Source organism: Mesorhizobium sp. U510 (genome assembly GCF_059180695.1).
In genome coordinates, this window is sequence record NZ_CP180532.1 from 705523 (window position 1) to 724505 (window position 18983).

Here is an 18983-nt window from a genome sequence, read left to right on the forward strand (position 1 = left end):
GGCTCGATATCGCTGCAGTGCAGCATAAGCGACTTCCTGGCCGTGCGGCCTAGCGCCTGCAGGTCTGCGGCGTCGAGCCCCTCTTCATCACCAGCGCCTCACGCCCGTCGATCACGATTGCGTTATGCGTGGCGGCTTCCTGGTAGCGGCTGGACTGGTTGGCGGGCGACGCCGCAAACTCTTCGGTCGTGCCATTCGGCTCGATCACACGCAACAACGAGCCGAGATTCTGAATGGTGATCGTGCTGCCATTGCCGCATCCATAGGTTGCCGTACCCACTGTGGATCGCGGCGCCGTGAGATCGGTGGTGATCTTGGTTGCCGGTGCCGGAGGCGCGGATGCCGGGCGAGCCGCGGCTGCGATGGACTGCTGTGCCGGCGCGGGCGAGACGACATTGGCCGCTTTTGGCGCGCCATCCTGCGGCACACAGGCCGCAACGACGGCAAGCAACGGGAAAACGGACACCCAAACCGTCTGGCGTAGCGCCATATGCTGTCCTCCCGCGCGGCAGACTAGCCACGATGTTGCACCAAGATCAAGGTTGCCCCGAGGCTGCCTTTGGGTCCATTCGATGCCGGCCGCGATGGTGCCGCCAAGCATGGCCGAATGATGGCTATCGGGTTTTCCCTCCAGTCGGAAATTAACCATGTTTGACGAGACATCGCCGCGCAACGCGCCGGCCTCTTAACAAAGGTTAAGAAAAGGTTAATTTCTGATTCGAGGAGCCATGCATGTCGCCCAAAAGTGCGTCAGCGGTTTTGGGGCAACGACATGCATCCAGACAAGAAATCAAAAAGCGCGTCTCGACGCGCTTTGGCCTCTAACCATCAGGAAGACGCCATGCGTTCGAACTCAAGCAGATCACGCCTCTCGGCGCTTATGGTAGCGGTTTCGCTCGCCAGCCTGGCGACGCCCACGCTGGCCAATGGGCGCCACCAGGATCGCGTCTACGCCGATTCCTTCGGCAATCTCGTCATCGACAGCGCCGCCGGCTACAAGCGCATCATCGTCGGCGAAGGCAAGCTGGCCAAGAAGCTGGCCGACTACACCAGCGCCGGCCAGCCCAAGGTGATCTACCAGAATGAATCCGACGAGATTTCAGGCTATAGCGATTGCTACCGGCCGCCGGTCTTCGTCAAAGGCCGCAGCTACATGTACGGGCTTTCCGACGGCGAGATGCCGGAACTCAGCCCCTGCCGCTAGAGCGTTTCACCGTTTCACGGAAACGGCGAAGAGGTGGATCAGGATGACGATTCGACCAACGTCATGCTGATCTGGAATTGATGACGATTGCGCTGGACGACCACTCGCCTCCCGGCCCGGCCGAGACACGGACGCAGTCGCGCCCCGCATTCTTCGCCAGGTAGAGCGCCTCGTCGGCGCGCCGCATGAGATCGGCGGTGGTTTCACCGGGATGAAGTTCGGCAACCCCGAAACTCGCCGTGCAGCTGATGTCCGCGGGCAGCCCGTCGATGCGCAGCGCGCCGAACGCGCTGCGCGTGCCCTCGGCGAACAGCCGGGCGGCGGCCAGATTGGTTCCCGGCAGGATGATGGCGAATTCCTCCCCGCCGATGCGGCCCGCGACATGGTGCCCGGCGGCGGCTTCGCGCAGGGAACCGGCAAAGGTCTCGATCACCCGGTCGCCGGAGGCATGGCCGAAATTGTCGTTGATGCTCTTGAAATGATCGAGATCGGCGATGACCAGCGCGACCGGCACGCCTTGCCGCATGGCGCCAAGCACGGCCTGCTCGGCCTGGCGCGTGAAGGCACCGCGATTGAGCAGTCGCGAAAGCGTATCGGTCTCCGATCTCGACGTCACTTCGGCCAACACATCGCGGACCAGGATGGCCAGCGTCAGCAGCGCCATGGCCAGGGCAAAGACGGTGCCGAGCGATTGCGACACCAGCGCGTAGCTGCTTTGCAGATAGGCCTGCGGATTGGCGCCCCAGCCGCCAAAGGCATGCGCGATGAACGGCTTTGAGGCGAACTGCACAGCGCTGGCGGCGAGCACCGCCATCAGGATGCGATCGAGCCGGCCGCGCCTTTGCCTGGACGACCAGACGATGGCCAATCCGACGAATTGCATGACGGCATAGGGGAGCTGGTAGGCCATCATGCGGACCAGCGACTGGCGCGGCAGGTCTTGTACGAAATAGACGACGATGGTGGCGGCGACCAGGAAGAACAGCATCGGCGACCATGGCGGCGCGACGCCGTATTTGCGGGCCAGTCCGACGTTGAAGGCTATTGTTGCGCCCAGGAAAACCGCGAAGGCAGTGACCACCGGCAGCCGGGCATCGGTGAAGGCGGGAATGCTGAATTCGATCGCCGAGTAGACCATGCCCAGCACATAGCCAGAAGCAAACCAGCGCGCCGGAGCGCGGCCGACATCATGAAACGCGACCGCCATGAAGGATGCTGCCAGCAGGCCCGCAACCGACAGATTGATCAACAGGATGAAGTTCGCGCCGCTCATCTCTTTCGCACCCCGTGTGTCACCTAACACCGACGGGCGAAAAAGACGTTAACGTGTGCTGGGACGTACGGCTTCAGCCGGCCTTGGACGGCTCCGGCACGAACAGCGTTTCGGGCCGTTCGTACGACAGGCGCACGCTGTCGCGGCCGTTTTTCTTGGCCTTGTAGAGCGCCTCGTCGGCACGCCGCATCAACGGCTCCAGCGCTTCCTCGCCGCTGCGGGCCGCCACGCCGAAACTGGCGGTGACCTTGGTGCCGGCGGGAAGCCCGTCGACGCCGCCTGCCGAGTAGAGCGTGCGCACAGCCTCGGCGAACAGCCGCGCGGCGGCGAGATCGCTGAGCGGCAGAAGCACGGCGAATTCCTCGCCGCCGATGCGCCCGGCAGCGCCGCGCGCGCCGGTGGCCGACCGGAGCTTGGCGGCGAAATCGGCGATCACCCGATCGCCGGCGGCATGCCCGTGCACATCGTTGAGCGCCTTGAAATGATCGAGGTCGGCCAGCACCAGCGCCACCGGGAACCTGGCCATTGCGCAGTGTCGCAGAAGCTGGGCCGCGCGCTCCTCGAAGCCGCGCCGGTTGAGCAGGCCCGAAAGCGGATCGGTATGCGTCTCGGCCTTCAGCGCCTTCATCACGTCGAGGGCCGCGGCGGTGAACAGGCAAAGCGCGATCAGCAGCGACAGCAGCGCATGCGACAGCAGCGCCGTCGTCCAGTAGGACGAGTTGTAGAATCCGTCATAGCTGGTGAACGGCCCGTGCGCGATGACGACGACGAGGGTTCGCACGAAGAAGTTGAGGCCCGACAGCAGCGACAGCACGAACAGGATCTTCTCGGTCGGGCCATTGTTGCGCACCGGCCTGAGTTCGGCGGCGACCAGAAGGCTGAGGCCGCCGAAGGCGAAATTCATCGCCAGGATACGCCAGGTGAGATCAGGCGCGACGAAGAGGAACCAGCAGAACGAGGCCAGCCCACCACCGGCCAGCACGCCGATCGCCACATAGGGCACCTTGCGGCCATAACGGGCGACGATGGCGCTCGACAGGCAGCAGCCGGCGATGGCGAAGCAGATGTTGGACACCAGCTTGGTCAGCACCATGCCGATGGGCAAGGTGAAATACTGGAACAGAAAGCCGGGCGCCGAAACACAATAGCTGAGCGCCAGCACGGCCAGATAGGGCCGGTGACGCTGATAGGCCCATAGCACGAGGAAGGCCGCGCCGAGGGCCAGCGCGATCGTCGGATTGAGCAGCGCTATCAACAGGCCGGTGTCCAAAGGACGGTGACTTCCCCTCGCGTGACGTGAGGGAAGACCATAGGGCGCAAGCCCAAACAAGCGGTTAAGCCCGGACGAATATGCGGACCGCGCGAATGAAAAAAGACCCCGGAACCGCATTGCGGTTCCGGGGTCCGGCAATCATCGGAATGTGTGGACCGGAGGTTATTTCCAGTCGCGGATGTCGACGAAGTGGCCGGCGATCGCCGCCGCCGCCGCCATGGCCGGCGACACCAGATGGGTGCGGCCCTTGAAGCCTTGCCTTCCCTCGAAATTGCGGTTCGAGGTCGAGGCGCAGCGTTCATGCGGCTTCAGCCGGTCGTCGTTCATGGCAAGGCACATCGAGCAACCCGGCTCGCGCCAGTCGAAACCGGCGGCGCGGAAGATCTTGTCCAGACCCTCGGCTTCCGCCTGTTCCTTGACCAGGCCGGAGCCCGGCACGATCATGGCGTTGACGCGCGGATTCACGGTCTTGCCCTCGATCACCTTGGCGGCGGCGCGCAGATCCTCGATGCGGCCATTGGTGCAGGAACCGATGAAGACGCGGTCGAGCGCGATGTCGGTGATCTTGGTGCCCGGCGTGAGGCCCATATAGTCGAGCGCCCGCTGCTTGGAGGTGCGCTTGTTCTCGTCGGCGATATCGTCCGGGTTCGGCACGATGCCTTGCACGGAAACGACATCCTCGGGCGAGGAGCCCCAGGAGACGATCGGCGGCAGCTTGGCCGCGTCGAGCACGATCACCTTGTCGAAATGCGCGCCTTCGTCGGACTGCAGCGTCTTCCAGTAGGCGAGCGCGGCGTCCCAGGCCGCGCCCTTCGGCGCACGCGGCTTGTCCTTGACATAGGCGAAGGTCGTCTCGTCGGCAGCGATCAGGCCGGCGCGCGCGCCGCCCTCGATCGACATGTTGCAGATCGTCATGCGGCCTTCCATCGACAGCGAGCGGATCGCCTCGCCGGCATATTCGATGACATAGCCGGTGCCGCCGGCGGTGCCGATCTCGCCGATGATGGCGAGGATGATGTCCTTGGCGGTAACGCCTTCCGGCAGCTGGCCGTCGACGCGCACCAGCATGTTCTTGGCCTTGCGCTGGATCAGCGTCTGCGTCGCCAGCACATGCTCGACTTCCGACGTGCCGATGCCGTGCGCCAGAGCGCCGAACGCGCCATGCGTCGAGGTATGGCTGTCGCCGCAGACGATGGTCATGCCGGGCAAGGTAAAGCCCTGCTCCGGGCCGATGATGTGGACGATGCCCTGGCGGATATCGTTCTCGGAATAATATTCGACGCCAAAGTCCTTGGCGTTCTTGGCCAGCGCCTCGACCTGGATGCGGCTTTCCTCGTTCTTGATGCCGAACTTGCGCTCGGGCGAGGTCGAGACATTGTGATCGACCACGGCCAGCGTCTTTTCCGGATGCCGGACTTTTCTGCCGCTCAGGCGCAGGCCTTCGAAGGCCTGCGGGCTGGTCACTTCATGGACGAGGTGCCGGTCGATATAGAGCAGGCAGGTGCCGTCGTCCTGGCGGTCGACGACGTGGTCGTCGAAAATCTTGTCGTAGAGGGTGCGCGGTGCGCTCATGTGCGTAAATCCGTCGATATGAGAATGGGAAGAGTGTAACGCCGCAAGCCTTGGCCCGGCGAAAGCAGTCTAGCTAAGTCGGCTGGTCAGGGCGCCGCAGACGCGCGCGGAGAAGCGCGACGGCAGGCGTTTTCTGTCCTGCAGCACGAACCCCTTGTAGGCCGGATCGCCAAAAAGCTCTTCCATGGCGTGGCTCATACCAATGTTTTGGCTCTTCGGCAATTGCGGCGTGGCGGTGCGACTTTCCCTACCCCCTCTGGGGGAGGTGGCACCACTCACATCACCTCGAAGACAAACGTCTTCACCAGCGCATCGGGCTCGGCGATGGCATAGCAACGGAACCATGGGCTTTGCTCGACCAGCCGCCATTTCTTCGCCTGCGTGAGTTCATCGAACACCGCCTGAAAACCGCCGCTCTCGAACACCTGGTCGCGCACGGTGAAGATGGCGTGGCCGCCCTTCTTGGTGATGCGCACCAATTCGTGCAGGCCCGATGCCGGCGCGTGGCTGATGGTGAACACGCCGGTGGAGAAGAAGGCGCGGAAATGCCCGTCCGGCCAGGGCAGCGGTCCGCCCAGCATCGCCTGTTTCAGCTCGCCATAGGCGTTGCGGCTGCCGGCGATCTTGAGCATGTCGTCCGAGAGATCCAGCCCGGCAATGTCGCCATAGCCCAGCGCCTTCAGCGACGGCCCCGACAGGCCGGTGCCGCAGCCGGCGTCGAGCAGCGGCCCTTCGCCAGCCGGAACATGGCGTGCCACCCAGGCGGTGATGAGGAACGGCAGGAGATAGCCGAGCGAGGCGGTCTCGCTGTCATAGGTCGCGGCCCAGGCGGCATAGGCCTGCGCCAGCGTTTCAGGCGTGTCGGCGCCATAGACGGAATCCAGCGCCGCATTGGCCTTGTCGGCAATCATGAGACCTCCCTCGATGTCGACAGGATCGTAACCCTGTCTCGGCCCAAAGACTATTCCTCGTGCTGGCGGTGCAGGCGCCGCTCCAGCGCCCTGAGCGCCAGCGACAGGCCAACGGTGAGGATGAGATAGATATAGGCCACGATCGAATAGGTCTCGAAGAAGCGGAACGAGCCGGCGGCATAGATCTTGCCCATCTGGGTGATGTCGGCGACGCCGAGCACCGATACCAGCGAGGAATCCTTGACCAAAGCGACGAAATCATTGCCGAGCGGCGGCAAGATGGTGCGGATCGCCTGCGGAAAGACGATCAGCCGGAAGCGTTGCGCACGGCTCAGCCCAAGCGCCTTGGCCGCCTCGATCTGGCCCTTCTCGACTGCCTGGATGCCGGCGCGGAAGACCTCCGAGATGAAGGCGGAGTAGCCGATGGTCAGCGCCATGATGGCGCGCCACAACAGCGACACGTCGCGCACCAGGAGCTCACCGAGATAGCCGGCACTTTGCAGCGGCGCGGTCAACGCGTTCCAGGCCGCGACGAAGGCCGGCGCGCCGGCAAAGGCGATCCAGAACAACAGCACCAGGATCGGCACGCCGCGGATGATCTCGACATAGAAGCGCGCGATCTGGCGAAGCCAGGACGAGCCCGACAAGCCCATCAGGGCAACCCCGAGACCGATGATCGACGCCATGGCGAAGGCGATGACGGTCACAAAGACGGTGATAGCGATACCCTTGGCGACCGTGGCGAAGACCTGGGCATAGAGATCGCTGGCTGCGATGAACAGGGCCGCCGCCAGTGCAAGCACGGCGGCGGCGGCAAGCCACCAGGGGAATTCGGACTTGGCGGAAGAGGACGGTACCATTCAGGCGAGCGTGGCAGCGCAAGGATTGTCGGAGGATCGCGGCAAGCCACCCCCCTCTGCCCTGCCGGGCATCTCCCCCTCAGGGGGGAGATTGGATTTGGATATTGTCTCGACTTTCGCCAATCCCCGACGTCGTAAAACTGCTGCCGGCGCTGAAGCTGCTGATCTCCCCCCTTTGAGGGGGAGATGTCCGGCAGGACAGAGAGGGGTGCCATGGCGCAGGGTCAGCGCGATTTGCGGCGCACCATCGTCAGCAAGCACGCGCGCCAACGACTACTGCCCCATCTTGTAGTCGAGAAACCACTTCTTGTTCAGCGCATCGAGCGTGCCGTCCGCCTTCAACGCCGCGATCGCGGCGTTGACCGGCTTCACCAGGTCCGATCCCTTCGGGAAGATGAAGCCAAAGTCCTCGGTGCCGAGCGGGCCGCCGATCAGCTTGAGCTTGCCTTCGGAAGCATCGACATAGCCCTTGCCGGCGGTGCCGTCGGTCAGCACGACATCGACGTCGCCCGATTTCAGCGCCTGCACCGTGGCGCCAAAAGTCTCGAACAGTTTGATGCGCGGGTTCTGCTCATTGCCGTCGAGCACACTGTAGACGGCGGTGTAGAAGGGCGTGGTGCCGGGTTGCGCACCGATCAGCCCGTCCTTGAAAGCGCCGAAGGTCTTGGCGTCGGTGAAGCGGCTTTCATCGCCGCGCACCAGCATGAACTGCTCCGAGCGCATATAGGGATCGGAGAAGTCGACCTTCTCCTTGCGGTCATCCTTGATGGTGATGCCGGTCATGCCGATGTTGTACTGCTTGTCGGAAACCGCCTGGATCATCGCGTCCCAGGAGGTGTTCTGGTACTCGACCTTGAAATTGAGCCGCTTGGCGATTTCGTTCATCGCGTCATATTCCCAGCCGATCTGCTTGCCCGTCTTGGGATCGATGAACTGCAGCGGCGGATAGGCGTTTTCGGTCACCACCACCACTTGTCTGCCGCCGAGATCGGGCAGCGCCTGCGCGAAGGCGGCAACAGGCGCCAGCACGAGGGCCAGCAGGCCGGACAGCAGCAGTTTCGATTTGGTCATGACACACTCCCGGAAAATTGAAGGCGCCCGGATGGGCTTACAGGAAATCCGGGCCGACTTTAGCTTTCCGCTTGCGTCATGCAAGACGGACCGCTGCTTCAGCGCGCGCGAAAAGGGATTCGGATGCCCTCAATTCAGGGATTTCGGGATAATCTGGCTATCTCGAACCGGAAACCAGCGCCTCCGCATCCGCCGAGCCGTCTTCCGCTACGGCGTTGCGCAAGTCGGCAACGAGATGGGTGAGCGTCGCATGCAGCGCTTTCGCTTCACCAGGTTGGAGCGGCACGCTGCAGGCAAGCGCCGCGGACACATCCTGCGCTCGCGCACTCAGAGCCTGGCCCTTGGCCGTCGGCTCGACCAGCACGCGGCGCTCATCGGCGGCATCGCGCCGGCGGGTGACGAGCCCGCCCGCCTCCATCCGCTTGAGCAGCGGCGTCAGCGTCGCGGAATCGAGGCCCAGCGCCTCGCCAAGCGCGCCCACAGTGCTCGGCGCGTGCTCCCATAGCGCCAGCATGACCAGATATTGCGGATAAGTCAGGCCGAGCGGATCGAGCAACGGTCGATAGAGCTTGGTCATCAGCCCGCTCGCCGAATAGAGCGCGAAGCAGAGTTGCTGATCGAGTCGCGGAACCCCCACTGTCCCGGCGGCCGCCGCCGGGACGTCTCTGGGGCTATTTATGGTCTTTCCCGTCATGCCGCCTTTACCGAAAGCGCCACCTCGACATTGCCCCGGATGGCGTTCGAATAGGGGCAGATATTGTGCGCTTCCGATACAAGCGCTTCCGCGGCCGCCTGATCAAGGCCTTTCGTCTGCGCCGCGAGCGCGACACCGAGCTTGAAGCCCTCGCCATTGGGAAGCAGGCTGACGGTGGAGGTTACCCCGGCATCCGTGAGCGGCAGCTTCTGTTTGCGCGCGATGAAGCGGATGGCGCTTTCGAAGCAGGCGGCGTAGCCGACTGCGAAAAGCTGCTCGGGATTGGTCGCGCCACCCGGCCCGCCGAGTTCCTTGGGCATCGCCAGATCGACCTTGAGCAGGCCGTCGCTGGTCTCGCCATGGCCGGCGCGGCCGCCGGTGACGTGAGCCTGTGTGGTGTAGAGTGCCATATCAAATCTCCAATTATCTTGTGCACGATTATTTAGTACACAAGATAATATGCGGTCAACAGCCTGATCCTGTTTCGGGGGCGGAAGCGTTCACAGTCTGGTGAAACGAAAAAGGCGGCCGAAGCCGCCTTTTTTTGAATGGGATTTCCGAAAGCCTTATTCGGCCGGGGTCGCCTCGGCGGCCTTGGCTGCCTCAGCCTCGGCAGCGGCCTTCTTCTCGGCGGCTTCCTTGGCGGCCGTCTCGGCGGCCAGCGCCTGGGCGGCGGCGACCTTCTCGGCCTCGATGCGGGCCTTTTCGGCGTTCAGCGCGTCGCGCTCCTCATCGTTGAGCTTGCGGGCGCGCACGCCGGTGTTTTCCGAGATACGGGCCGACTTGCCGCGACGGTCGCGCAGGTAATAGAGCTTGGCGCGACGCACCTTGCCGCGGCGAACGATCTCGACGCCCTCGACCATCGGCGAGAACACCGGGAAAACGCGCTCGACGCCTTCGCCATAGGAGATCTTGCGGACGGTGAAATTTTCCTGGAAGCCGGAACCGGCGCGGGCGATGACGACGCCTTCGTAGGCCTGGACGCGGGTGCGGGTGCCTTCGGTCACGCGGACCTGGACGCGCACGGTGTCGCCGGGCTGGAATTCGGGGAGCTTGCGCTTGGCTTCGATCTTGGCGGCCTGCTCGGCCTCGAGCTGACGGATGAGATCCATCTCAATAATCCACTTCTTGTTCTTCCGACAGTCAGAGCGTCCGACACTCGCCTTGCAGTTCCATTGACCGCTCGGCTATGTCCTTTGCCTCCGAGACATTCGTCTGCAAGACATCGGACAGGGGCGACTACACCGTCATTGTTGACGGGTCCGGCAGATTCTTCTTCCGGTTCGGCGGCGACATACAGCTATTTCGGCGCTTTGTCACGCCCGCGCACGAGTCTTTTTTGCCGGCATGGCACCATCGTAATCGCTTCGTGCCGGGTTGCGCCGGCCCTCAGGCCTTTCTAAGCCTGACATAACAGAGTTTTCCGCGGCGGCATTCCATGTCTGTCTTCGACGCCATCCTGCTGTTCCTGGCGGGCTTCCTGTCCGGCACCGCCAATGCGGTCGCCGGCGGCGGCACCTTCATCACCTTCGGCGCCATGACACTGGTCGGCGTGCCGCCGATCGTCGCCAACGCCACCTCCTCGGTCACGCAGTTCCCGGGCTACATCACCTCGACGCTCGCCTACTGGACCGATATCAGGCACTTCTGGCGCGGTGCCCTGGTGCTTTGCCTGATCTCGGCGGCCGGTGCGCTGGCCGGCGCCTTCATCCTTCTGGCACTGTCCAACCCTTCCTTCCGCGTCATGGTGCCGTGGTTGCTCTTGGGCGCAACCGCCCTGTTTGCCGCCGGGCCGTGGCTGAAGCCAACACCAAAACCCGGCCATGAGGCGGCGGTCGGCTCGCTCGCCGGTTCGCTGGCGCAGTTCGTCACCGCCATCTATGGCGGCTTCTTCGGCGCCGGCATGGGCGTGATGATGCTGGCGACGCTCGGCCTGACGCAGGCCGGCGACTACCACCGGCTGAACGCGCTGAAGAACATGCTGGCCGTGGTCGTTGCCGCGGTGGCGATCATCGTCTTCGTCTCGGGTGGCGTCGTTGCCTGGCCGCAGGCGATCGTCATGATCCCGGGCGGCGCGCTCGGCGGTTATGCCGGCGTGTGGATCGCCAAGCGCGTGCCGCAGAACGTGGTGCGCGGCTTCGTCGTCGCCGTCGGCCTGTTTCTGGCGTTTTATTATTTTACCAAGGGGTGAGCGCCGAGAAGGTCCGGCCGCCTCTCGCTGGTCAGCCGCTCGGACTCCGCCCGCCGCCATGCAGCGATCTTCTTGTGATTGCCGGAGATCAGCACCTCGGGAATCGCGCGCCCCTCGAACTCCTGCGGCCTTGTGTAGTGCGGATGTTCGAGCAGGCCGTTTTCAAAACTCTCTTCCTCGCCCGACACCGCATTGCCCATCACGCCGGGCAGCAGCCGCACCACCGCGTCGAGCAGCACGAGCGCCGCCGGCTCGCCGCCGGAGAGGATGAAATCGCCGATCGACACCTCTTCCAGGCCGCGCGCGTCGATCAGCCGCTGGTCGACGCCCTCGAAGCGGCCGCACAGGATGACGGCGCCCGGCCCGGCGGCAAGCTCGCGCGCCCGCGCCTGGGTCAGCGGTTTGCCGCGTGGGCTCATCAAAAGGCGCGGACGCGCATCGCCCGGCGGCGAGGCATGGTCGATCGCCTTGGCCAAGACATCGGCGCGCATCACCATGCCGGCGCCACCCCCGGCCGGCGTGTCGTCGACGGTGCGGTGCTTGTCGGTGGCGAAGTCGCGGATCTGGATCGCCTCCAGCGACCAGGTGCCGGCCTCGAGCGCGCGGCCCGCCAGCGACAGGCCAAGCGCGCCCGGGAACATCTCGGGGTAGAGCGTCAGCACCGAGGCCTTGAATGTCACCGGTTGCCCCCGGCGTCGCGCGGTCCGCGCGGCCTGCCCTTCGGGTCGAAGTCTTCCTCGCGCGGCGCATCGTCATCCTCGTCCTCGACCAGCCCGGCCGCCACCGGGTCGACGCGGACAAAGCCCTCGGCGATCGACACATCAGGCACGGCGGCCTGGGTGAATGGGATCAGCACGCCCTTGCGGCCGGCGAGCGTCACGTCGAGAATGTCGCCGCCGCCGAAATTATGCACGGCAACCACCTTGCCAAGCGCAGCGCCGGTTTCGTCGCGAACCTCCAGTCCAACCAGGTCGGCATGGTAGAATTCATCCTCCTCGCCATCGTCCGGCAGCACAGAGCGGTCGACGAAAAGCTCCGTACCGGCGAGCGCTTCGGCGGCATTGCGGTCGCTGATGCCCTTGAAACGCACCACGACGACGGTGTTGGCCGGCCTTATGTCTGTGATCTGGAAGGCGCGGCCGTCCCTGGCATAGAGCGGCCCATAATCGGCCAGCGCCATCGGATCGCCGGTGAAGGTCTTCACCCTGAGTTCGCCCTTGATGCCATGGGCGGCGCCGATCACGGCCATCTGGACAGGGTTTTGCGGCTTGCTCATCGCGAATATCCTTTGGCCTGCTCTAACCCCACGCGGCTGTCATTTCAATGACGGGCTCTTCACCGCTTCCTAACCCGGATGCAGGAAGATGCCGCCATGCAGGAATTCCTCATCCCGGCGAAACCCGATCTCCAGGCGGCGCGTGAAAGCTGGCTGAAGATGCTCGCGCGTGAACGTCGGCTGTCGCCCGAGACAGTGGAAGCCTATGAGCGCGACACGCGCCAGTTCCTGCACTTCCTGACCGGCCATTGTGGTGGCTCGCCCGGCATCTCGGACATCGCCAATCTGCGCCCGGCCGACCTGCGCGGCTTTCTCGCCGCCCGCCGCAACGCCGGCGCCGGCGCCCGCACGCTGGGCCGAGGCCTGGCCGGCATCCGCTCGCTGCTGCGTTTCCTCGAACGCCGTGGCCTGGTCAACGCCGCCGGCGCCGCCGCGCTGCGCGCGCCGCGCCAGCCCAAATCGCTGCCAAAACCGCTGACGGCGAGCGACGCCAAACAGGTCGTGTCGGTCGAAGGCCAGCTGGCCGAAGAGCCCTGGATCGCCGCCCGCAACGCCGCCGTGCTGACGCTGCTCTACGGCTCGGGGCTGCGCATTTCCGAAGCGCTCGGCCTCGCCGGCGCCGATCTGGCGTCCGAGGCCGACACAGTGCTGCGCGTCACCGGCAAGGGCGGCAAGACGCGGCTGGTACCGGTGCTGCCGGTGGCGCTCAGGGCAATCGCCGAATACCGCCGGCTCTGCCCCTATCATCTCGATCCGAAAGGCCTGTTGTTTCGCGGCGCGCGCGGCGGCCCGCTCAATCCGGCCATCATCCAGCGCGACATGGCCAAACTGCGCTCGGCGCTCAACCTGCCCGACACCGCGACGCCGCACGCGCTGCGCCACTCCTTCGCCACCCATCTGCTTGGCCGCGGCGGCGATCTGCGCACCATCCAGGAGCTGCTTGGCCATGCGAGCCTGTCGACGACGCAGATCTACACCGGCGTCGACACCGCAAGGCTGCTTGAAATCTACGAATCGGCCCATCCAAGGGCGTGAACCCTTCAATTTCGACCTGCCAATTAACCGTTTTGCCGCTTTTCCCCCTTAGAAAGGGGCCATGAAACGCGTCATTGCCATCGCCGACCGTGCAGCTTCCATCTCGCTGAAGCTGCTTGTCGCACTCAACGTGCTGTTTTTCCTGTCCTTCCTTGCCGTGCTGCTGTTCGCGGCCGGCAGGGCGCATGCGGACGTCCCGACCTGCAGCGGTGCCGACATGCTGTCGGCCCTGCAGAAGAGCAGCCCTGCCACCTACAGCAAGATCGAGGCGGAAGCCGCCGCCACGCTGAATGGCAAGGGCCTGCTGTGGAAGCTTGAGAGATCGGGAGAACAGCCATCCTATCTGTTCGGCACCATGCACATGACCGACCCGCGCGTCACAACGTTGCCGCCGGAAGCACAGAAGGCCTTTGACGCCGCCGGCACCCTCATCATCGAAACCACCGATGTGCTCGACAAGCAGAAGATGATGACGGCGATGCTGAAGGAGCCGGACCTGATGATGTTCACCGACTCCACGACGCTGTCATCCTTGCTGAAGCCGGACGAAGCGGCGGCGATGAACGCAGCACTCGACGCGCGCGGCATCCCGCCGGCAACCGTCGCCAAGATGAAGCCGTGGATGCTGTCGGCGATGATGGCGCTGCCGGCCTGCGAACTCGCCCGCCAGTCCGGCGGAGCACCGGTGCTCGACGTCAAGCTGGCCGAGAGCGCCAAGGCGGCCGGCAAGCCGGTGGAAGGTCTGGAAACGGCCGAGAGCCAGCTACGCGCCATGGCCTCGCTGCCGCTTGCCTTCCACATGAAGGGCCTGGTCGACACGCTGAAGCTCGGCGACAAGGTCAATGACATCAACGAGACCATGATCGTGCTCTACCAGCGAGGCGACACCGGCATGTTCTGGCCATTGTTCCGCGCCGCCATGCCGGACGAGCAGAACGACCCCTCGGGCTATGCCGCCTTCGAGGAAACCATGATCACCAGCCGCAACAAGGTGATGGTCGATCATGCCGGACCGATCCTGGCCAGGGGCAATGCCTTCATGGCGGTCGGCGCGCTCCACCTGCCCGGTCCCGAGGGACTGGTCGAGGATTTCCGCAAAGCCGGCTATACTGTTACCGCCGTCAATTGAGTCGGATGGCAGTGGGAGGCCAAACGCCGCGTTTTCGGCGCTTTCCGTCCCTAGCGTGAAACCCATTCAACGGTTGCACGTTGATGGCTGTTGATTGATCATTTTCATCCACGGAGGACACTTTTATGGCGAATCCATCCAACGACAGGCCAAGCGGCGGTGGCGGCGGCAGCCCCTGGCTGATTGCTCTGGTCGTCGTTATCCTGGCGATTGTCGCGTATTACGTTTTCGGCAGAAGCGGCGAGCATCCGGCACCCGCCGAAGCGCCAGCGGCCAGCACACCGGCTCCTGCGCCAGCTCCTGCCCCAGCACCGGCTCCCGCGCCAGCTCCGGCGCCAGCACCGGCTCCTGCGCCCGCTCCGGCACCCGCGCCTGCGCCAGCACCCGCTCCGGCACCGGCCAACTGATCGGCTAGACATCAAGATACGAACGGCCCGTCGAAAGGCGGGCCGTTTTGTTTGTTTCGCGCGGTCGAAGGGTTGGGCGCCCTTAGATATGGATCGGCTTGAAGAAGGTGGCCAGCGCCGCCTCCTTCACCGCTTCCGACATTGTCGGATGCGCGTGGCAAGTGCGGGCGAGATCCTCCGACGAGCCGCCGAACTCCATCAGCACCGCCGCTTCGTGGATCATCTCGCCGGCGCCGAAGCCGACAATGTGCACGCCGAGCACGCGGTCGCTGGCCTTGTCGGCGAGGATCTTCACGAAGCCGTCCGTGTGCAGCATGGCGCGTGCGCGGCCATTGGCGCTGAACGGGAATTTGCCGACCTTGTAGTCGATGCCGGCCTTCTTCAGCTCTTCCTCGGTCTTGCCGACCGAGGCGATTTCCGGGCTGGTGTAGACGACGCTCGGAATGACCTCGTAGTTCACATGGCCGGCCTGGCCGGCGATGGTTTCGGCCACCGCGACACCCTCGTCCTCGGCCTTGTGCGCCAGCATCGGCCCGGCGATGACGTCGCCGATGGCATAGATGCCCGGCACGTTGGTCCGCAGGTGCCCGTCGGTCTTGACGCGGCCGCGCTCGTCGACCTCGACCCCCGCCTCTTTCAGCCCAAGACTGTCGGCATAGGCGCGGCGCCCGGTGGCGATCAGCACGACATCGGCCGCGACGGTCTCGGCGGCGCCGCCCTTCGCCGGCTCGAAGGTGACGGTTGCGCCTTTCTTGGCCTTGGCGACGCCGGTGACCTTGGCGCCGAGCTTGAATTCGAAGCCTTGCTTGGACAGCAGTCGCTGGAACTGCTTGGAAATCTCGCCGTCCATGCCGCCGAGGATCGTGTCGAGGAATTCGACGACGGTGACCTTGGCGCCGAGCCGCGCCCACACCGAGCCGAGCTCGAGGCCGATGACGCCGCCGCCGACCACCACGAGGTGGCCCGGAACCTTGTCCAGCGACAGCGCGCCGGTCGACGACACGATGATTTTCTCGTCGAAATCGACCTTGACGCCGGGAATGCCGGCGACATCGGAACCGGTGGCGATGACGATGTTCTTGGTCTCGACCTCCTCGACCTTGCCGTCCTCGCCCGTCACCGACACCTTGCCTGCCGCGACCACCTTGCCGGTGCCGCGGAAACTGTCGATCTTGTTCTTCTTGAACAGGAAGGCGACGCCGTTGACGTTGGACGACACCGTCGCATCCTTGTGCGCCATCATCTTCTTCAGGTTGAGCTTCGGCGGTGGTATCTCGACACCCAGCGTGTCGAAGGAATGGCCGGCCTCGGCGAACATTTCGGAGGCATGAAGCAGCGCCTTGGACGGGATGCAGCCGATGTTGAGGCAGGTGCCGCCGAAGGTGGCGTTCTTCTCGACCACCGCCACCTTCAGACCGAGCTGCGCCGCCTTGATGGCGCAGACATAGCCGCCGGGTCCCGATCCGATGATAACGACGTCATAAGCCATGTTTGTTTCCCTTTGCTTGGCGCTCAGCGGCCGCCACTAACGTTCAGGATCGCGCCTGTCGTATAGGACGCGGCGTCGGATAGAAGATAGAGAACCGCACCCGCGACTTCATCGGCGGTGCCGGCTCTTTTCATCGGCAGCGTGTCCTGGATCAGCGCCACCCGGTCCGGCTGTCCGCCGGAAGCATGGATGTCGGTGTCGATGATGCCCGGCCGCACCGCGTTGACGCGGATGCCTTCCAGCGCCACCTCGCGGGCGAGCCCGATGGTGAACGTGTCGATGGCGCCCTTGGAGGCGGCATAGTCGACATAATTGTCCGGCGCGCCCAGCACCGCCGCCGCCGATGAGATGTTGACGATCGCCCCGCCCTTGCCGCCATGGCGCGTCGACATGCGCTTGACCGCCTCACGGGCGCACAGGATCGAACCGACGACATTGATGCGCATCATGCGCTCGAGCCGTGCCGCGCTCATTTCGTCGACGCGCGCCTTGGCGTCGACGATGCCGGCATTGTTGACGAAGGCGTCGAGCCGGCCATGGGTGCGGTCGACGGCCTCGAAGATCGAGAGGATATCGGCCTCGCTGCCGACATCGCCCTTGACCGCGAAAGCATCACCGCCGGCAGCCTTGATGTCGCTGACCAGCGCGTCGGCGGCAGCCTTGTTGGAGGCATAGTTGACCGCGACGCGATAGCCGGCCTTCGCGCCAAGCCGGCAGATGGCGGCGCCGATGCCACGGCTGCCGCCGGTGACCAGCAGGACCTTCTGCGCTTCGCTCATTCCTGGCATCCCTTCAACGTAAAAACGTCCGACGGCACTTTCGAGAAGCCGTTGCCGCCATAGGCCGACGACTGACGCAGCATCGGACCGAGATCCGGCAGGATCAGCGTCTTCGGCGCCTCGCCGCCTTCTGCCGGCAAGAGCCCGATGCTGCCCTTGTCGTCAGACGTGTAGATGACGCCGTGCCAGGGGGTACAGGCGGCGAGCTCGGCGCCGGTGGTGTCGCCCTCCGGGCATTTGAACATCAGCGCGCCGTTCGGCCGTGCCACGCCCTCGGTCCACATGACGATGCCGTTCAGCACCACATTGTTGTCGAGGATCATGCGGAACGTGTTGGTGACGGTGGCGGAGGTGCCGGTCGGGGTAAAATCGATCTCGCTGCCGCTTTGCGCATCGCCATAGACGGCGAGTTCGATCGGGCAGGCGGCATGGGCGGTTGCGGGAGCCAGCGCCATGCCGGCCATAAGCACAGCCAGTTTGGCAGACCCAAGCAAACGGGCCATCATTGGCCGCCTCTGCCGCGAGCTGCCATCCGACCGCCTCAGAGATCGAGCACCAGCCGTTCCGGATCCTCCAGGCTTTCCTTGACGCGCACCAGGAAGGTGACCGCTTCCTTGCCGTCGACGATGCGGTGATCGTAGCTCAGCGCCAGATACATCATCGGCCGGATTACGATCTGGCCGCCGACCACGACAGGCCGGTCCTGGATCTTGTGCATGCCCAGAATGCCCGACTGCGGCGCGTTGAGGATCGGCGTCGACATCAGCGAACCATAGACGCCGCCATTGGAGATGGTGAACGTGCCGCCCTGCATGTCGGCGACCGACAGCTTGCCATCGCGCGCGGCGATGCCGAGCCGGCCGATTTCCTTCTCGATCTCGGCGATCGACATCTGGTCGGCGTCGCGCACGACCGGCACTACGAGGCCCTTCTCGGTGCCGACGGCGACGCCGACATGGGCAAAGTTCTTGTAGATGATGTCGGTGCCGTCGATCTCGGCATTGACCGCCGGGATTTCCTTCAGCGCGTGCGTGACGGCCTTGGTGAAGAAGCCCATGAAGCCCAGCTTCACGCCGTGCTTCTTCTCGAACACGTCCTTGTACTTGGTCCGCAGCGCCATCACCGCCGACATGTCGACCTCGTTGAAGGTGGTCAGCATCGCCGCGGTCGACTGCGCTTCCTTGAGCCGGCGCGCGATGGTCTGGCGCAATTTGGTCATGCGCACGCGCTCTTCGCGCGAGGCATCGTCACCGGAAGATGGCGCACGCACGGCAATCGATGCCGGCGCCGCCCTGGGCGTCTCGGCCGGCTGCGACGGCGCGCCCTTGGCGATGGCGTCGAGCACGTCGCCCTTCAGCACCTGACCGCGCTTGCCCGAACCGGACAGCTGGTCGACCGACAGATTGTTCTCGGCGATCAGTTTTGCGGCTGCCGGCGCCGGCGGCATGCTGCGCGGCTCGACCGCGCCGCCATCGCCGGCGATCTTGGCGGTCTCGGCCGCGGCCTGCTTGCTGGTCGACGCCGCATCCGGCGACGAGGCCTGCGAAACCGCCTGCGGCTTGGTCGCCGGCGCGGCGGCGCCGCCTGCCGAGATCGAACCCAACAAAGCGCCGACACCCACCGTCTCGCCTTCCTTGGCGACGATTTCGCCCAGCGTGCCGGCGGCGGCCGCCGGAACTTCCACCGTCACCTTGTCGGTTTCAAGCTCGACCAGCGGCTCGTCGACGGCAATGGCATCGCCGACCTTCTTGAACCATTTGCCGATGGTCGCCTCGGTGACGGATTCGCCGAGAGTGGGAACGCGGATTTCGGTAGCCAT

At 64.8% G+C, this 18983-nt stretch carries 20 protein-coding genes; 4 read left to right on the forward strand and 16 right to left on the reverse strand.

Annotation, left to right across the window (positions count from 1 at the left end; translation table 11 throughout):
• Positions 1 to 49: 49 nt before the first annotated feature.
• Complete coding sequence (locus ACLGL5_RS05380) at positions 50 to 673, reverse strand: hypothetical protein (protein WP_348628479.1); 624 nt, start codon at positions 671 to 673, stop codon at positions 50 to 52.
• A gap of 168 nt (positions 674 to 841) precedes the next feature.
• Here ACLGL5_RS05380 and ACLGL5_RS05385 point away from each other — a divergent pair, with 168 nt between their 5' ends.
• Positions 842 to 1204, forward strand: coding sequence for a hypothetical protein (locus ACLGL5_RS05385; protein ID WP_019862012.1), 363 nt, complete (start codon positions 842 to 844; stop codon positions 1202 to 1204).
• 61 nt (positions 1205 to 1265) lie between these two features.
• Here ACLGL5_RS05385 and ACLGL5_RS05390 read toward each other — a convergent pair whose 3' ends face one another.
• From ACLGL5_RS05390 to rplS, 9 genes are all read right to left on the reverse strand, one after another.
• On the reverse strand, positions 1266 to 2477 hold the full coding sequence (locus ACLGL5_RS05390) for a GGDEF domain-containing protein (RefSeq protein WP_069090500.1): 1212 nt from the start codon (positions 2475 to 2477) through the stop codon (positions 1266 to 1268).
• A 73-nt stretch (positions 2478 to 2550) separates the two neighbouring features.
• Positions 2551 to 3747 carry a GGDEF domain-containing protein gene (locus tag ACLGL5_RS05395; protein WP_038650542.1) on the reverse strand — a complete coding sequence of 399 codons (1197 nt, stop codon included), beginning with the start codon at positions 3745 to 3747 and terminating at the stop codon, positions 2551 to 2553.
• A gap of 165 nt (positions 3748 to 3912) precedes the next feature.
• Positions 3913 to 5322 carry a 3-isopropylmalate dehydratase large subunit gene (leuC, locus tag ACLGL5_RS05400; protein ID WP_019862016.1) on the reverse strand — a complete coding sequence of 470 codons (1410 nt, stop codon included), beginning with the start codon at positions 5320 to 5322 and terminating at the stop codon, positions 3913 to 3915.
• Positions 5323 to 5597: 275 nt separating this feature from the next.
• On the reverse strand, positions 5598 to 6233 hold the full coding sequence (locus ACLGL5_RS05405; protein ID WP_019862018.1) for a class I SAM-dependent DNA methyltransferase: 636 nt from the start codon (positions 6231 to 6233) through the stop codon (positions 5598 to 5600).
• A 50-nt stretch (positions 6234 to 6283) separates the two neighbouring features.
• Positions 6284 to 7093, reverse strand: coding sequence for an amino acid ABC transporter permease (locus tag ACLGL5_RS05410; protein WP_069090501.1), 810 nt, complete (start codon positions 7091 to 7093; stop codon positions 6284 to 6286).
• A 273-nt stretch (positions 7094 to 7366) separates the two neighbouring features.
• On the reverse strand, positions 7367 to 8164 hold the full coding sequence (locus tag ACLGL5_RS05415; protein ID WP_019862020.1) for a basic amino acid ABC transporter substrate-binding protein: 798 nt from the start codon (positions 8162 to 8164) through the stop codon (positions 7367 to 7369).
• 157 nt (positions 8165 to 8321) lie between these two features.
• Complete coding sequence (locus ACLGL5_RS05420; protein ID WP_069090502.1) at positions 8322 to 8858, reverse strand: MarR family winged helix-turn-helix transcriptional regulator; 537 nt, start codon at positions 8856 to 8858, stop codon at positions 8322 to 8324.
• Complete coding sequence (locus tag ACLGL5_RS05425) at positions 8855 to 9268, reverse strand: organic hydroperoxide resistance protein (protein WP_019862023.1); 414 nt, start codon at positions 9266 to 9268, stop codon at positions 8855 to 8857. The genes ACLGL5_RS05420 and ACLGL5_RS05425 overlap by 4 nt, the downstream gene beginning before the upstream one ends.
• Positions 9269 to 9424: 156 nt before the next feature.
• Positions 9425 to 9970, reverse strand: coding sequence for a 50S ribosomal protein L19 (rplS, locus tag ACLGL5_RS05430; RefSeq protein ID WP_019862024.1), 546 nt, complete (start codon positions 9968 to 9970; stop codon positions 9425 to 9427).
• 326 nt (positions 9971 to 10296) lie between these two features.
• Between rplS and ACLGL5_RS05435 the strand changes: the two genes are divergently transcribed.
• Positions 10297 to 11049, forward strand: a complete 753-nt coding sequence (locus ACLGL5_RS05435) for a sulfite exporter TauE/SafE family protein (protein WP_064981476.1) — start codon at positions 10297 to 10299, stop codon at positions 11047 to 11049.
• On the opposite strand, the gene trmD is transcribed toward ACLGL5_RS05435, so the two are convergent.
• Positions 11031 to 11729: a tRNA (guanosine(37)-N1)-methyltransferase TrmD gene (gene trmD, locus ACLGL5_RS05440; protein ID WP_069090503.1), complete on the reverse strand. Its 699-nt coding sequence runs from the start codon at positions 11727 to 11729 to the stop codon at positions 11031 to 11033. The two genes, ACLGL5_RS05435 and trmD, sit on opposite strands and share 19 nt — an antisense overlap.
• Complete coding sequence (gene rimM, locus ACLGL5_RS05445; RefSeq protein WP_069090504.1) at positions 11726 to 12325, reverse strand: ribosome maturation factor RimM; 600 nt, start codon at positions 12323 to 12325, stop codon at positions 11726 to 11728. Before rimM ends, trmD begins: the two co-directional genes overlap by 4 nt.
• Positions 12326 to 12421: 96 nt before the next feature.
• Between rimM and ACLGL5_RS05450 the strand changes: the two genes are divergently transcribed.
• Together ACLGL5_RS05450 and ACLGL5_RS05455 are read left to right on the forward strand one after the other, a co-directional pair.
• A complete protein-coding gene (locus ACLGL5_RS05450; protein WP_064981746.1) occupies positions 12422 to 13360 on the forward strand; it encodes a tyrosine recombinase XerC in 939 nt (312 codons plus the stop codon).
• 61 nt (positions 13361 to 13421) lie between these two features.
• Positions 13422 to 14489, forward strand: a complete 1068-nt coding sequence (locus tag ACLGL5_RS05455; RefSeq protein WP_069090505.1) for a TraB/GumN family protein — start codon at positions 13422 to 13424, stop codon at positions 14487 to 14489.
• A gap of 489 nt (positions 14490 to 14978) precedes the next feature.
• Here ACLGL5_RS05455 and lpdA read toward each other — a convergent pair whose 3' ends face one another.
• The 4 genes from lpdA to odhB are packed head-to-tail and all read right to left on the reverse strand — an operon-like array spanning position 14979 to position 18983.
• Positions 14979 to 16385 (reverse strand): dihydrolipoyl dehydrogenase, encoded by a 1407-nt coding sequence (gene lpdA / locus ACLGL5_RS05460; RefSeq protein ID WP_069090506.1) that lies wholly within the window; start codon positions 16383 to 16385, stop codon positions 14979 to 14981.
• Between the two features lie 23 nt (positions 16386 to 16408).
• Positions 16409 to 17164, reverse strand: coding sequence for an SDR family oxidoreductase (locus ACLGL5_RS05465; protein ID WP_069090507.1), 756 nt, complete (start codon positions 17162 to 17164; stop codon positions 16409 to 16411).
• Positions 17161 to 17667, reverse strand: coding sequence for a hypothetical protein (locus ACLGL5_RS05470; RefSeq protein ID WP_245307001.1), 507 nt, complete (start codon positions 17665 to 17667; stop codon positions 17161 to 17163). The genes ACLGL5_RS05465 and ACLGL5_RS05470 overlap by 4 nt, the downstream gene beginning before the upstream one ends.
• 38 nt (positions 17668 to 17705) lie before the next feature.
• The gene (odhB, locus tag ACLGL5_RS05475; RefSeq protein WP_069090509.1) at positions 17706 to 18983 is read right to left on the reverse strand and encodes a 2-oxoglutarate dehydrogenase complex dihydrolipoyllysine-residue succinyltransferase; all 1278 of its coding nucleotides are present in this window, start codon (positions 18981 to 18983) and stop codon (positions 17706 to 17708) included.